The following is a 14,389-nucleotide window of genomic DNA, read 5'->3' as shown; positions in this document are numbered from 1 at the left end:
TGTGTCGGAGCCCTCCAGGCTCCGAACTTCCGACGATCAACCAGCAAAATGGTAGGTGGGGCCAGGACGACGCTTACATGCCGATGACGGTGGAGTCCCGTGTGTCGATCGAGGCGATCGTCTGCGACAGATCGCTGAAGACGCGCACGCCGACAAAGGGCGAAGTGGCGGACATGGGGGGCTCCGGGGCTCGACAATCGGGGCTTGCGCAAGAGGCGCGGTCCCGGCGAGACTGCGGCGGAGCGGTGCTGCGTTACAGGCTGACCGCGGTCAGCCCAATTGCTCTCAAATCTAATCCCATTCGGTTCGGTCCCCCGAAACCGGGCGCATGGCACTAGCAGCATGCGTAATCTGCGCGGCTTCCGTCTTGCGCTGGCGGAGCTTCTGGATCGCGATGACCAAACTATTATGAGTTGCTGCCCATGCGAGAGGCACCAGGTCTTGGGTCCGTTCCTCCAGCGCCGCAAGGTAGGAGTCGACGGCTTCCTGCAGTCGTTCCGTCCCGTTCTCGCGCTCACCGAGTGCAAGGAGAACGTTGCCGAGATTATTCATGGCCATCGCCCATCGAAGCGGCGCATGGTCGCGTGTGAATTCTTTCAGTGACTTGCGAATGGCATCGGCGGCCTCTTCCAGCAGCGCTGTGTCACCGCTGCGTTCGCCCAGCATAAGAAGTGCACAGCCAAGATTGTTCTGTGTTGCTGCCCAATGCGGGGGGTCGCGGTCTTGGGTCCTTTCCTCCAACGCTGCGCGGTACGCGTCGACGGCCTCCAGCAACGTTGCCGTGCCCTTCTCGCGTTCGCCCAGAGCTACGAGCGTTACGCCCAGATTGTTTTGCACCGTCGCCCATTGAAGCGGAGCACGGTCACGGGTCCACTCCCCTAGTGCCGCTCGGTACGCGTCGACGGCTTGCTCCAGCTCTATTGTCTCGCTTTCGCGCTGAGCCAGTCGCGTCAACACGTTTCCGAGATTGCTCATGGTCATTGCCCATTGAAGCGGTACGCGGCCTCGGGTTCTTTTCTCCAGTGCCGCTCGGTACGCTACGGCGGCTTCCTTTAACCGTGCCGTCCCGCTCTCACGCTCACCCATTCTCGCAAGCGTGTTGCCGAGATTGTTCTGTGTCGTAGCCCATTCGAGAGGCTCGGCGTCTTTATTCAATACCTCCAACGCCGCACGGTAGGCGCCTTCGGCTTCCTCGAGTCTGTTCATCTCGCTTTCGCGCTCGCCGAGTTTTTGGAGCGCGTTGCCGAGATTGGTCTGCGCCAAAGCCCGTCGAAACGGTTCGCGGTCTGGCGTCCATACCTCCAACGCTGCGCGGAAAGCGTCGACGGCCTCTGTGAGGAGCGTCGTCCCGCTTTCGCGCTCGCCCAGTGCCGAGAGCGCGCTTGCGAGATTGTTCTGCGCGGTAGCCCATTTTAACGGCGCTCGGTCACGGGTCCATTCCCCAAGGATGGTGCGGTAAGTGTCGACGGCTTCTTTCAGGAGGGCCATCCCACTCTCGCGCTCTCCCAGGGTAGAAAGCGCAATGCCGAGATTGGTGCGCATCGTGGCCAGACTATCGAGATCGTGCATACGGCTGAGTCCCTCTCGGGCCAACGCGATCGCGACCTCCAAATCGAAATTGAGACCCCGCTCCAAACCTCGTTGATACCACTCAGTGAATGCGAAATCGAAAGCGGTGAAGCGATTGTCCGAAGCTATAGGCGTAGCAATATCGAGTTGTGCGACCACGAAGCGAGAGGCATTCTCGACGTCTCGCGCCATAACCGCTATAGAAATACCCTTTTCGTAAAGCTTAAACCTCTCCGCTAGCCGGCGCTCGTCTTCCGCATCGAGCTTGGTGAGTTCGTCATCAATTATCGCTTGCCCACCTTGCAAGTCACCGCTTTCGTTGAGCGTATCGATACGTGCAATCACGGCATCGAAAGCGGCGGAGAGGTTGGAGGGCAACCGACCTCGCTCGTGTTCAATCCGCGCAACTTCAAGGGCGCGCTCAAGCCCGGCTAATGCGGCCTCGAAGTTGTCCGGTGTTCCTTCGGCATAACGGCGCGCCAACGCGATAAGCAGCCCTTCTTTGACGCCAAACTCACGCGCCTGGTCGCGTCCTGCTGCAACCAGTTTGTCTAACTGGCTTTTCATTCCATGAACGACGGTGTTGGTGTCCTGCGCCTCCACGGATGCCGCCGGCCAGCGCAAAGAAAGCGGGATAAACTCAACGTCGATGGCTAAGGCTGTCGCAAATTTCCGAACGTTCTCAGTGGTAATATTGGCTTGCTTCCCATTTTCGACCTTCGAAACGTAGCCCTTGCGGTCCATATTGCCCAAGGCTTCCGCAGCAAGCACTTCCTGCTTCCAGCCGCGCGCTATCCGCTTTTCACGCACCAACTTCCCGAACGCCCTGACATCATCGTCTGTGCGACCCGTCATTTTGCGTCAAACCTTTGAGACAATGCGGGTTACATCGGGGCGTAACCGAGATGAAACGACATGGGGCCTGCGATCAGGCCAATAAGGCTCTGTCGACAACATACCACCCGCCGGGCCCGGCTCAACATTCGAACGGAGACGACAATGTTCGAGCTTGCAAAAGTGAAATCCCACGCCCTTCGCATCGCTAAAGGGCTCTATGGGCACCGAGCCCTCTATGCTGGGCTGGCCTGCTGTCATTTTTCCGGCTGCTTTCTGGCGGGAAAGCCCGAACTCTACGGGCCGATGGCACTTCTCTACGCGGTGCTCGCCCTTAAGAGCTGAGTGTGCGGGGCGCGATGGCAACGCAATCCAACGTTTGCTGGTATTACGCTTGGAATGCCACAGCCCAGATAACCCTTGAATAGCATCGCGACCAAGCGAAGTGGGAAGGCGGTGCCTGTCATAGCTTCTGCCACCCACACGCTAGGGGCTAGGGGTCCGGCCTCCTGATGTCGAAGTAACTCTTAGGTCAGCCGACTGGTTAGCTACATCGGTTTGTGGATAGTCAGGTGGTTTGCCCCATACAGGCGACTGTAGAATTCGATTGCATAGCGATCTGTCATCCCTGCTATAAAATCGCAGATGGTACGCATGCGCGTAACTGATCCGCTTAGTCGGCACAATGCCTTGAAATCCTCAGGTAGCAATCGTGTTCCATCTTCTGAATTGAGAGCCTTGAAAATATCCTTCACTATGTCTTTTCCACGAAACTCGACGACTTGGAGCCATGGCGATCGGATTATCGCATGGTAGGTTATGTTTTTCAGAACTTCAACTTCAAGGAATGTCGGGAGAGTTAGGCGCGCGCGGTGCAATTGGGGATAAGCTCTGTGCGGCTGCACCTCAACGCCGTGAAGAAAATTTTGAACGAGCCTTGATGTTAGTTGACTTCTTTCATAGCCGTCTGATGCGAGAGTACGTGAACTCCGTTGCGTCTGGGCCGCCACCACGGCCAACTTCTCTGATCTGTCAAGATCCTTACTAGCCAAGAATTTCTTTGCGTCATCGGTTATTTCAAATAGATTTTCGTAGAATATTTTAAACAATACCTCTTTCACGGCCTCCGGTGTCATTTTGTAATCAACGTCAGTATACTGCTTTGCCAATCGGCCGTTAATAGTCTCACTTACAAATGAATAAATATCTTCATCTAAACAAAAAAGCCCCAATGGCGTCAAAAATCCTGCCTTCAAATTATCTTCAAGGTCATACGTTGAATACGCAATGTCGTCCGCTATATCCATGATAGAGCATTCGATAGTTTTGAATTCCGCATCGTACTCGGGGTTAATTACGTTATCTTTTATCTTGCGAACAAGTTCAGCGTCCTCGGCATAGTAACCTTTCATAACACTTCCAGGCTTACTGCGATCGCTGCCTCTCTCAGGAATAACAGCGTCGTACTTAAGTAAAGAGGCCAGAGATCGATAGGTCAAACCAAGCCCACACCTTAAATCATTTTTGGCTGAATCAAACGGCTCATATTTCCCGTCAATCAATTCGCGAACTGCCTTTTTCTCAAGCCTAGAAACTATCCGTAACGTTTGGGCGTTACCTTCGAAGCCCCCATATTCGCGCATGCATTCGTCTAGAGCTTCTTCGCCGTTGTGACCAAATGGGGGGTGACCAAGATCGTGTGCAAGGCCGGCGAATTCTACAATGTCGGGCTCAATCTTATGCCGCTTGAGCTTAAATAGAGGATTGGTAGCATTCAGGCGTATAGCAATAGATTTGGCTATTTGTGCCACTTCTAGAGAATGCGTAAGCCTGTTTCTATAAAAATCAGATTCATTTCCAGGAAATACCTGAGTTTTACCTTGTAATCGTCTAAAGCTAGGGCAATGAATTAGCCTAGCGAAGTCTCTTCGCCAAGCTGTTCGGTAGCTCTCTTCAGTCTTCACATTTGGGCCGGCAACTCGTGCTGAATCACCGGCCCCGTATAGATCAGGAAGATTGTTTCCCAAAAGCGCTACCTCGATTCTTTATCCTTACTGCTCCTGATGGTGGCATTGGCTGACCCTTTTGGCAACCTGGACGGGCCAGCGAGAGCGTTTCGTAACCCAGCAACATCCGCCCAGGCCGACCTTTGGGTCGTTGAGCCGGCCTTTGGTTGACCGGTGCCGGACGCCATGACCTTACCTGACGAGTTGACCATCAATTCCTCCCGTGTGCGCCCGATTCTTGCGAGTCCGGGCTCAGCGAATTTATCGTACCTGCGAGAGGTTGCCCGATCATTTCGCTGGCCCGACGGACTCGTTCGACCCGAGCCTATAGAGCATACGTGCTACAGGAGGAGATTGACCACTCCGAACTTTGGAAAAGCCGATCTGCGCGACAATCTCCTCAAGCGCCTGCCGGAGCGCTGGGCCATTTCATCCCCATAATCTACTCACTCCCCTCCGGATGGTTCCCATCCGCTGGCTCCCTAACATCCCACACCCGGTTCGGAGGCCGCAGTTTCAGCGCCCCGCCGCCTCCGCAAAGAACCCATCGATCTCCGCCTGGCTCGCCCCCGTCCCGGTCATCAGCGCATTGAGCAGCGGGTTACCCCGCGAATAGGTCCCCGCCCCGAAGTCGATCCGCGCGAAGGTCTGTTCGGACTCGGGCAGCGCCGCCAGCATCGCCTCGACCAGGGCCGGCGGGGTTGCGGTGGCGGTCATGGCGACGGCTTCCGGGCCGGTGATCAGGCCGCGGGCGAACATCTCGGCCGCGCATTGCCGGCGCGAGATTGCGGCGGGCACGGCAGGCGCCGGCGGCAGAAAAGCGCCCGCTCTGGTTCAAACTGACAATGGCGGAGCGCAACGGTCGGAATTCGACCGTCTAGGCGGCCCGGATGCTCGACAGGAACTGGTCGACCTCGATCCGCAGCGTCTCGCCGCCCCGCTTCAGGGCACGTGTGGAGTCCAGCATGGCCGCTGCGACCTCGCCCGAGTGCCGGACGACATCGCTGACCCGCGTGATATTGCCGGTGACTTCGCTCGTGCCGGCGGCCGCCTCACCGACATTGACGGCAATGTTTCGGACCGCCGACACTTGGCCGACGATGGCCTCGCCGATATGCGCGGCGAGCCCGTCGACCTCGCCGATGGTCTCGGCGATCGAGCGGATCGCCGAAATCGAGGTGCTGGTGGCCGACTGAATCGAGGCGATCTGCGCGGAGATGTCCTTGGTCGCCTTTGCGGTCTCGGTGGCGAGCTGCTTCACCTCGCCGGCGACGATCGCGAAGCCGCGTCCCATCTCACCGGCGCGGGCGGCCTCGATCGTGGCGTTGAGCGCCAGCAGGTTGGTCTGTTCGGCGATGTCGGCGATCAGGCGCACGACGCCGCTGATGGCATCGGCAGCCGCGCCGAGCGCCTGGACGTCGGCGTTGGTGGCTTCCGCCTGGCGCGCGGCGTCGCGGATGCGGCTGCCCGACCGGTCGACCTCGGCGCCGACCTCGATCATGGATTTCGCCAGAGTGTCGGTCGCGTCGGCAACCGTCCTGACGTTAGCGGTCGCCGCTTCCGAAGCCCGGGCGACCGCGAAGGACTGACTGGACGCTTCCGCGGCACCGCTCGACATGGATTCGGCGACGCCTTCCAAATTCTCGGCGGCAACCGACACGGCTTCGACCACCCGTCCGACCGACGCCTCGAACCGGCCGGCCAGGGCCAGCATGGTGCTGCGCCGCTCATTGGCTTGGCGTTCGCGCGCAACCTCCTGCTCGCGCCGGAGGTCCAGGGTCTCGATCAGCCCGGCGCGGAAGACGCCGAGCGTATCGGCCATGCGTCCGATTTCGTCGCGGCGGTTGCGGCAGGGAACTTCGGTGTCGAGGCGGCCTGCGGCGAGGGCCGACATGGCCCCGTTCAGGGAACGGATCGGCCTGACCACCCGAAACTGGACCACGATACCGCACAGCACCAGAAGCACCGTCACCACGCCAGCCACCCAGGCTAGGCGGATCAGGCCGGCCTCGGCCGTGGCTTCCATACGCTGGTTCACATGGCCTATCCGCGACCTCATGGTGTCGAGCAGTCGGGTGACCTGATCGGACAGACCTTGAAGAGCCTCGGCTTGGACGGTTTCGAAATGGCGCCGCGCCGCATCGGCCTGCGTCGCACCCAGCAGGTCCAGCGTGCGCCGTTCGGCGGTGCGGAAACGGGCGAGCCGTTCGCTGGTGGCGTCAACCTCCCGCTTCACATCGGCCGGGAAATAGGGTGCGAGGCCGGTCAATTCGGCCCAAGTGGCGTCTGACGCACGTTCCCGATCGGCGATGGCCGTCCTGGCGGCGGGCAGCCGTCTGGGGTCGGCGATTGCGGCCGATACGTCCTGATGAATACTGTTCTGGCTGTTGGCAACGACGAAGACCTGTGCTGGCGGCACTGAGGCTTCCCACACTGCGTCGCGGGCGTCGGAGACCAGGGCCTGGCTGGTGCGCAAAACGACATGGCCGCCAATGGCGACCATGATCAGGATCAGAACGAAGACACTCGTCATCTGCGTCGCGATCGAACGAGCGCTGAAAAATCTCAACATCGGCTTCCGCTCCCGCGAATTCGCATCGCACTAAGTGTTGCGCGTCTTGATTAATCCTTCCTCAAACACGATCCATGCCGCTCGGGCCGAGACCGAGGGCAACGTGCTGCGTCAGGTCGGTGCGAGCACCCAGCGGGTTTAGCGGCTCGCCCCGGCAATAAAGAACCCGTCGATCTCCGCCTGGCTCGCCCCCGTCCCGGTCATCAGCGCGTTGAGCAGCGGGTTGCCGCGGACGTAGTTTGCCGCGCCGAAGTCGATCCGCGCGAAGGTCTGCTCGGACTCGGGCAGCGCGGCCAGCATGGCCTCGACCAGGGCCGGCGGGGTTGCGGTGGCGGTCATGGCGACGGCCTCCGGGCCGGTGATCAGGCCGCGGGCGAACATCTCGGCCGCGCATTGCCGGCGCGAGATGGCGGCCGGAACGGCGGGCGCCGGCGGCTCGTAGGCGCCGATCGGGCCGAACTCGCCGGCGACGGCCCGCGCATGGAGATCGCGGCCATGGGCCTCCACGTCGTCGGCCGCGGCCGTGAACGGGATCGGGCCGAACTGCGGATGGTCGACCACTAGGTCGACGCGGGTGTGGGCGGCATCGGCCCAGACGGGTTGGCTCGCCGGCATGGTCATCAGCTGATCCTCTGAAACAATCCCGAGCCGCCGCTCGATCCGGGGAGCGACTGGCCACTGACATTCCGCCAGGTGCCGCTCAGCGACCCGCTGCCGGTCCAGCTGGTCCCGTCGTAATAGGTCGCCTGCAGGTTCGAGCCGCTGACCGTCGACCCGTTCGACGCCGCACTGGAGTTCGTCTTCCGGGCGATAATGAAGGCGCCGACGCTGCCGGAGCCCACGTCGATCGGCACCCCGGCCGCGGGCGCGGCCGCCCAGGCCGGCAGGCCCGACGCGAGCGTCAGGATCTGGCCATCGCTGCCCTTCGGCAGGCGCGCCAGCGCGCCGGCGGCTCCGGCATAGAGGAGGTCGCCCGATGTCCAGGTGAGAGCCGCGAAGGCGGTCAGCACGGCCGAAAGCGGCTGCTTGCCGGCGAGCGCGTTCGTAACCGTGGTGGCGAAGTTGGCGTCGTTGCCGAGCGCGGTCGCCAGCTCCTTGAGGGTGTCGAGCGCCGCCGGCGAGCTGTTGATCAACGCCGCGACGGCCGCGGCCACAAAGGCGGTCGTCGCGAGCTGGGTCGTGTTGGTCCCGGCTGCCGCGGTCGGCGCCGTCGGGGTTCCGGAGAAGGCCGGCGAGGCGAGCGGCGCCAGGCCGGTCGTGACGGTCGGCAGGCGCGCGGCGTCGATCGTGCCGGACTGGATGATCGCCGCGTCGAGCCCGCCGGCCTGCCAGCCGCCCGCGGTCTTGACCAAAACCGTGCCGGTCGGAGCGCCGGTCGCGGTCACGTCCGAGAGGCCCGAGAGGGCGTGGTTGTGGGCAGCGTCAGCCTTGCCGGCCAATGCGGTGGCGAGGCCGATGATCTCGCCGATCGCATGGCCGTGGCCGGCATCGGACTTGCCGGCAAGCGCCACGATCAGGGCCGCCAGGTCGGCATCGATGAGGCCGACCAGCTCGATCAGGCGCAAAAAGTCCTGCTCGATCGTGTTCTCGTTCGACGGGATCGGATAGTTGCGGTTGGCGCTGCGGGGATCCGCCATGGTGTCCTCCTCAGACCGAATAGGCGCGCAACCGCGCGACGGCCGGCCGGGCACCGGGGCCGCCGGTGAGCGTCAGCTTGACGCGCCCGCCGCTGGCGGCCGTGTGGGGGGTCTTCTCGTGTTTCGGCTCGGTCCAGCCGCCGCCGAGGGTCCCGGCCGTGCCGGGGGTCAGCGCCGTCCAGACCCCGTCGGCCGCGTCGACCGCGGCCGCGACCGCGCTGCCGGCCGGGAGCAGCGCGGCGAAGACGGCGGTCACGCGCACGGCCGTGCCCATATCGAAGACCCGCGTCACATAGGTGCCCTCGGTGCGGATGCGCCCGCAGGCGAGCAGGATGCCGGGATAGACGATCGGCGACAGGGTCTCGGTGCCGACAAGAACCATCTCCAGCGTCACGGTCTCGGAGCGGTAGTCCGGCCATTGCACGATTTGGTCGGGCGCCAGGCGGATGACCTCGCCGCCCGGCCGGGTGATCTCGAAGTGCACCGAGCAGGCCTCGGTCGGCAGCTCGATCGCGGCGCGGATGACGATGTCGGAGACCGCATCGAGCACGACGGCGCCGAGCAGGACCCGCTTGGTCGTCGCCGCATAGCGGGCGGCGACCACCCGCATGGTCAGGTCGGCGAACTGGTCGGCCGACCAGGTGCGGCGATTGCTGCTCTCGACCAGCACGCCGGTCGTGTAGGGCTGCGCGCCGACATAGACCTGGGTGGCGATATCGGCTTCGCCGACGCGCGCGACCCCGACGGCATGGTCGGGATCGTCGGTCATCAGGACCGCCCAGCGATAGAGGCTCGCCGGCTGGCTGACCGGGGCGGCGAAGCGGATCGGCGTCCAGGCATTGAGGGCGACCGGCCCCATCGGCACGAAGCCCTCGGCGACCAGGTCGGTCCCGGGCACGCCGGCATCGTCCTCGGCGAGCTGCAGGCGCACGCCGTTGCCGCGATCGCCGGCGACCGTGAAGACGACATCGAGGCCGACCAGCTGGCGCATCGCATCGAGCGCGAAGGACTGGCCGAGCGGGTCCGCGTCGTTGCCGTCGCCGCCGGCCTCGACGCCGCCGGATGTCGTCGTGACGGTCGGCCGGGCGATCAGCGTGACGCGGCGGGCGACCGTCACCTCGATCGCGCCGGAGCCGACGAAGAGCGCGGTCGCCACCGAGCCGGCCGCCCCGCGGGCGACGACCAGCTTGCGGCCCGCCGGCACGCCGGCCGGGATCGTGAAGGACCCCGACAGGATGCCGGTCGAGGGCGTCACCGGCGCCGGGCCGGCCGGCATCACGTCGAGCCCGTCGAAGGTCAGGCTCTCCAGAACCTCGCTCGGAATGAAGCCGCGCAGCTCCCACAGGATCTCGATCTGCCGCAGGCGTTCGGCCTCTTCCGTGCGCTGCGAGACGATGTCGGTGACCGTGGTCTCGCTGGTCACGGCCGAGCCGGACAGGAGCCGGCGGCCGAGCGCCGAGGACGGCACGGCCGGCGATGCGGTGCCGGCGAACTCCATCGTCGCCGGCGAGGTCCATTCGGTCTCGCTCTCGACCCAGAAGTCGACCGGCGGCTCGATCTTCAAGGCCGCCGGCATCGGGTTGAGATTGATGAAGGGGTTGATCTTCTTGGCCCCGGTGCGGAGTTCCTGCCGGACCACCACCTCCTCGGTCCAGTCGAGCGTCACCGGTGCGGTCAGGTAGGCGCGCAACAGCACCGGATCGACCGCCAGGCGAAGGGTGCCGCCGCCGATCGCCGCCGTCTGGGCGACGCCGGGGTCGCGATAGAAGTCGTCCGAGAAGGTGTCGGTGAAGATGCCGCGCTTGGAGACCGGCTCGCGCTCCAGAATGTCGCGGGCCTCGGCCTCGCGATCGAACTGCTCGAGGATGTCGAAGAGCCGGTTGAAGTACCGCGCCATCAGCCAATAGGGCACGTTGTGGGTGCCGTTGTTCTTGACCGTGGGCTTGCCCAGCCAGGTGTTGGAGACCTCGGCGAGCGCCAGGAGCGACGAGGGCGCGATCGGCGGCACGGCGCCGGACCGGGCCGAGAGCCCCTTGACGGTGACCGGCCGGCCCGAGGCGTCGAGGCAGATCAGGTCGATGCGAGGCAGCTTCGAGGTGTAGCTGATCAGGCAGGTCGAGCCCGGGACGGCGCCGGCGAGCGTCACGGTCGTGTCGTCGACGGCCGAAGGGGTGACGGGGTCGTTGAAGCGATAGGTCACCGAATAGGTCGAGCCGATCGCCGGCTCGGATCCGGCCGGCGCCCAGGAGACAGCATTGCCGGCGAGCGCATAGGTCCCGACCGCGAAGGTGGTCGCACCTTGCGTGATGGACTGGATCGACACGACCGAGGTATGGGCGAGCACGTCCATGCCGCCGGCGATGGCACCGCGCACCACGGTCTCAGTGACCTGGCGCACGATGATGGCCGCGGTGACGGCGGCGATCGGCGGCTGTGCGATCGCGATCGGCGTGCCATCGGCGACGAAGGTCTGCGGCTCGGCCGCGATCGCCTGCAGGTCCGGGGCCTCGGGCTCGGCATGGCGCAGCGACGTCTCACGCGTGCGCTTGAAGCCCTGGATGTTGGCGACGCCGGCGGCGATCGAGAAGATCTGGTCGGTGCCGACCCGGCCGAGCGCCGTCACCTCGCAGCCGTCGACGATATAGTTGCCGTGGGCCTGGCGGTCGTAGAGCGCGATGGCGGCATTGACGCCGGAGAGTTCGGCCGGCGGGGTCTGGTCGATCGGCGATCCGTCCCGCAGCACATAGACGCCGTAGAAGTCGCCGGGTCCGGCGACGCCGGCGCGCGCCCAGGCGATGGTCTCCTCCTGGCGGGCCGCCCCGGGTTCGCCCTCGGCGAGCGAGCCGGGCTCCAGGCCGTTGAGGCTGAGGTCGTCCTCGGCCGTCACCAGGACGGTGACCAGGCGCACGCCGATCACGATCTCGCCGGTCATCGGCACGGCCGTCAGGATCGCGGCCGCGACCGGCCGGACATCGCCGCGCACATAGATGCGGCCGGCGGCGAGCGACACGGTGCCGGCTTCCGTGTCGACCGTGATGCCGGCGCCGTCGATCCGGTCGCCGTCGCGGGCGACCATGTCGCCGACCCGGCGGCCGCGGCGCTCGATGACGGTCTGCAACTCGTTGAGGTCGGCGCCCTGCAGGAAAGCCCCCTCGGCGAACAGGAGCCGCGCGCGGTTCGGGCCGGACGCCGCGCGGTCGTAGGTCGAGGGCAGACCGGAGGGGTGCTCGTACATCAGAGCCTCAGGAGAAAGCGGACCTGTTCGCGCACGGTCCGGCCGAAGGGAATGGCGCAGGCGGTCTCGGCGACCAGGCGGTCGGGTGCGGGCGGATCCTCGACCAGCACGCCGCCGGCGAGGTCGTACGGGCCGGCCCAGGGAATGGCCGGCTTCAGGCCCTCGACCGGCTCGGCATCGAACAGGAGCCCCATGCGGGTCGCGGTCCGGCCGGCCCCGGCGCTGTCGCCGAACCCATCCCCGAAGCGGGTCAGGGCCGAGACCAGCGCCGCGGTCGGGCTGTCGGTCCGGCAGGTCCAGTCCTGGCCGGCGACGCGGTATTCCCCGCCGACCTGCGCGGCGACCGCCCGCACCCGTGCCCGGGCATGGCCGATCGTGCCGTCGTCATCCTCGAAGCGGACCCAGCAGCGCCGGCCGTCGAGGGCGGTCGCGATCGCGCGCCGGCGGATCACGTCCGCGCTGTCGGTCCAGTGGCTGATGTCGCCGGACCAGGGCACCGTCAGGCTCGACCAGAGCGGCGAGCCGGCGCCGGGCTCGATCCAGACGCCGAGCGCGGTCAGATCGACTTCCGCCGCCGCCTGGTCGACCAACCATTCACGGCCGAAGCTCCACTTCGGCGCTGAGGCTCCCTGCCGATGCGGCGCGATCGTCGCGGCGTGCAGCCGGGCGCCGGACCAGTCCGACAGCATGCAGGCGGAAGTCCGCGTCCAGCCCGTCTCGGCCGCGCGCACGTCGTAGCCGCGGAACCCGCGCATGAAGTCGCTGCGGAACGGCAGCGACAGGCCCATGAGGCCCTCGATCCGGTCGAGATCGGGGTCTTCGGCATCGCGGAAGCGACCGAGGGCGAGTTGCACGCCGTTCCACCAGCGCCGGCGGGTCGGTTGCCATTCGAGGGTGCCGGCATAGCCGAGCCAGGTCAGCGCCCGGTCGATCGCCGCCCGCGTGCCTCGGACCCGCTGCCACCGCACGCCCTCGGCGATCAAGGCGAAGACGTTCGGGACATAAGGCGTGAGTTCACCGAGGCCCAGCTCCCAGACCCGGAAGGGCAGGAACGACACCGGCGGCGCCTGGTCGGCGACGCGGATCGCCTCGACCGCATCGGCGAGCCGCGCATGCGGATCGAGCACGGCCGCGAGCACCATCTCGACGTCGGTCGCATTCGCCGGCAGGCCCTCGACGTGAGCGGTCAATAGGACCTCCCCCGGTAGGTCAGCACCGGCAGGCCGAGCCGGACCGCCTTGTCGAAGGGCACCACCAGGTCGGCCGCCGGCGCGGTCACCACCACATTGGAGACCCCATCGGCCATCAGGCGCGAAGCCAGCCAGGCGCGCGTCAGATCCCGGCCGAGCCCCGAGGCCTCCGCCCAGGCGGCCTGCAGGCCGTCGCGCAGGGTGGTGATGAGGGACACGTCGGCATCCGGCAGGAGCCAGAGATCCGCGGCGACCGGGACCACGTCGACCACGGCCGAGCGCACGTCGATCGTGTCGTTGATGACCTGCCGGTCGGCCTGTTCGAGCGCGGTCCGGACCAGGCCGAGCAGGGTCTCGTCGGCGACGCCGTTGTTGTCGGTGCTGAACACCGCGACATGGATGATCGGCGCGCGGCCCTCCCGATAGACCCGCGCATCGGCCACCCTGAGCGAGGCGCCGAGTGCCGCGCCCCGGTAGCCGGGCTCGGTCCCGCCAGTCGAACGCCCCTGGACGGCCAGGCGGATGCGCAGCTTGAAGCGCGCGTCCGGCTCGCCCGCCAGCCTGGTCACATCGTAGAAGGCGCCGAGATGGTCGACCTCGGTCAGGCGCGCATAATAGAGGTACCGCGCCCGGGCCACGTCGTTCGTCCGCCCGCGGAGTATCGTCTCCTCGAAGGCCGCCTCCTGCAGGAGGATCATGGCCGGGTCGGTCTCCAGATCCTCGACCGAATAGTCGATCCCGGCGGCCACCAGGCGCTCGACCAGCTCGGCCTGGCGCGCCGCGAAGATCGCGTCGATCGACAGCTCTTCGAGGATGGCCGGCCGCGCCAGGCCGGCGAGATCGTCCAGGGTCCAGGCGCTCATGTGGCCGTCCTCCCGGTCGTGCCGACACCCAGGACGGCATTGCGCCGGTACCAGCCCTCGCGCGCGGCCAGCGGCAGCGAGGCGGCGACCGGCTGGGCGATCGTGTAATTGCCGAGGCGACCCTCGGGGTAGTAGATGCCGCCGTGCTTCAGGCCGAGGCCGCCCTCGCGGCTGAGCGAGACGAACTGCAGGTCACGGATCCGGTATTCCGGCTCGTGGGTGTGCACGGCCGTGACCAGCTCGTCATAGATGCCGATCGCGGTCTCCGGTGTCAGATCCTCGGCGAGCCAGGAGCGCACGTCCGAGCCGAACGACAGCCGCATCACGCGCGTCAGGAGACGCGTGGTCCAGATGACGGCGATCGACTGCTGCACATGCGCCCAGCCGACGAGCGGCTTGAACGTGGTGCGGTCGAGACCGGTCCGGTAGCGGATCGCCTGCACGGGATGCCCCTTTAACGGCGCTTCGAAGCCGGCTTGACGG

General features: G+C 65.3%; 11 protein-coding genes. 1 reads left to right on the top strand and 10 read right to left on the bottom strand.

Annotated elements, in window-relative coordinates:
• Positions 1–291 precede the first annotated feature (291 nt).
• Complete coding sequence (locus tag KL771_RS27880) at positions 292–2,424, bottom strand: tetratricopeptide repeat protein (RefSeq protein ID WP_261971776.1); 2,133 nt, start codon at positions 2,422–2,424, stop codon at positions 292–294.
• A 144-nt stretch (positions 2,425–2,568) separates the two neighbouring features.
• Here KL771_RS27880 and KL771_RS27875 point away from each other — a divergent pair, with 144 nt between their 5' ends.
• Positions 2,569–2,748 (top strand): hypothetical protein, encoded by a 180-nt coding sequence (locus KL771_RS27875; RefSeq protein WP_261971775.1) that lies wholly within the window; start codon positions 2,569–2,571, stop codon positions 2,746–2,748.
• A gap of 203 nt (positions 2,749–2,951) precedes the next feature.
• On the opposite strand, the gene dgt is transcribed toward KL771_RS27875, so the two are convergent.
• From dgt to KL771_RS27830, 9 genes are all read right to left on the bottom strand, one after another.
• A complete protein-coding gene (dgt, locus tag KL771_RS27870; RefSeq protein WP_449301126.1) occupies positions 2,952–4,367 on the bottom strand; it encodes a dGTP triphosphohydrolase in 1,416 nt (471 codons plus the stop codon).
• A gap of 558 nt (positions 4,368–4,925) precedes the next feature.
• Positions 4,926–5,207: a hypothetical protein gene (locus tag KL771_RS27865; protein ID WP_261971773.1), complete on the bottom strand. Its 282-nt coding sequence runs from the start codon at positions 5,205–5,207 to the stop codon at positions 4,926–4,928.
• Between the two features lie 79 nt (positions 5,208–5,286).
• Complete coding sequence (locus KL771_RS27860; RefSeq protein WP_261971772.1) at positions 5,287–6,942, bottom strand: methyl-accepting chemotaxis protein; 1,656 nt, start codon at positions 6,940–6,942, stop codon at positions 5,287–5,289.
• A gap of 177 nt (positions 6,943–7,119) precedes the next feature.
• Positions 7,120–7,602, bottom strand: coding sequence for a hypothetical protein (locus KL771_RS27855; protein ID WP_261971771.1), 483 nt, complete (start codon positions 7,600–7,602; stop codon positions 7,120–7,122).
• Complete coding sequence (locus tag KL771_RS27850; protein WP_261971770.1) at positions 7,602–8,618, bottom strand: hypothetical protein; 1,017 nt, start codon at positions 8,616–8,618, stop codon at positions 7,602–7,604. The genes KL771_RS27855 and KL771_RS27850 overlap by 1 nt, the downstream gene beginning before the upstream one ends.
• Positions 8,619–8,628: 10 nt before the next feature.
• Entirely contained in the window at positions 8,629–11,853 is a 3,225-nt protein-coding gene (locus KL771_RS27845; protein ID WP_261971769.1) for a DUF4815 domain-containing protein, read from the bottom strand.
• Complete coding sequence (locus KL771_RS27840; protein ID WP_261971768.1) at positions 11,853–13,043, bottom strand: phage tail protein; 1,191 nt, start codon at positions 13,041–13,043, stop codon at positions 11,853–11,855. Before KL771_RS27840 ends, KL771_RS27845 begins: the two co-directional genes overlap by 1 nt.
• A complete protein-coding gene (locus tag KL771_RS27835; RefSeq protein ID WP_261971767.1) occupies positions 13,040–13,906 on the bottom strand; it encodes a baseplate J/gp47 family protein in 867 nt (288 codons plus the stop codon). The genes KL771_RS27840 and KL771_RS27835 overlap by 4 nt, the downstream gene beginning before the upstream one ends.
• Positions 13,903–14,349: a GPW/gp25 family protein gene (locus KL771_RS27830; RefSeq protein ID WP_261971777.1), complete on the bottom strand. Its 447-nt coding sequence runs from the start codon at positions 14,347–14,349 to the stop codon at positions 13,903–13,905. Before KL771_RS27830 ends, KL771_RS27835 begins: the two co-directional genes overlap by 4 nt.
• Positions 14,350–14,389 lie beyond the last annotated feature (40 nt).

The organism is Prosthecodimorpha staleyi (assembly GCF_018729455.1).
Lineage (GTDB): Bacteria > Pseudomonadota > Alphaproteobacteria > Rhizobiales > Ancalomicrobiaceae > Prosthecodimorpha > Prosthecodimorpha staleyi.
The sequence above is the reverse complement of the archived record's forward strand: the minus strand, read 5'-3'. Positions and strand labels throughout refer to the sequence as shown.

Coding starts and splice junctions, on each gene's coding strand:
- KL771_RS27880 (WP_261971776.1), bottom strand. CDS start 2,424: ATGACGGGTCGCACAGACGATGATGTCAGGGCGTTCGGGAAGTTGGTG.
- KL771_RS27875 (WP_261971775.1), top strand. CDS start 2,569: ATGTTCGAGCTTGCAAAAGTGAAATCCCACGCCCTTCGCATCGCTAAA.
- KL771_RS27860 (WP_261971772.1), bottom strand. CDS start 6,942: ATGACGAGTGTCTTCGTTCTGATCCTGATCATGGTCGCCATTGGCGGC.
- KL771_RS27855 (WP_261971771.1), bottom strand. CDS start 7,602: ATGACCATGCCGGCGAGCCAACCCGTCTGGGCCGATGCCGCCCACACC.
- KL771_RS27850 (WP_261971770.1), bottom strand. CDS start 8,618: ATGGCGGATCCCCGCAGCGCCAACCGCAACTATCCGATCCCGTCGAAC.
- KL771_RS27845 (WP_261971769.1), bottom strand. CDS start 11,853: ATGTACGAGCACCCCTCCGGTCTGCCCTCGACCTACGACCGCGCGGCG.
- KL771_RS27835 (WP_261971767.1), bottom strand. CDS start 13,906: ATGAGCGCCTGGACCCTGGACGATCTCGCCGGCCTGGCGCGGCCGGCC.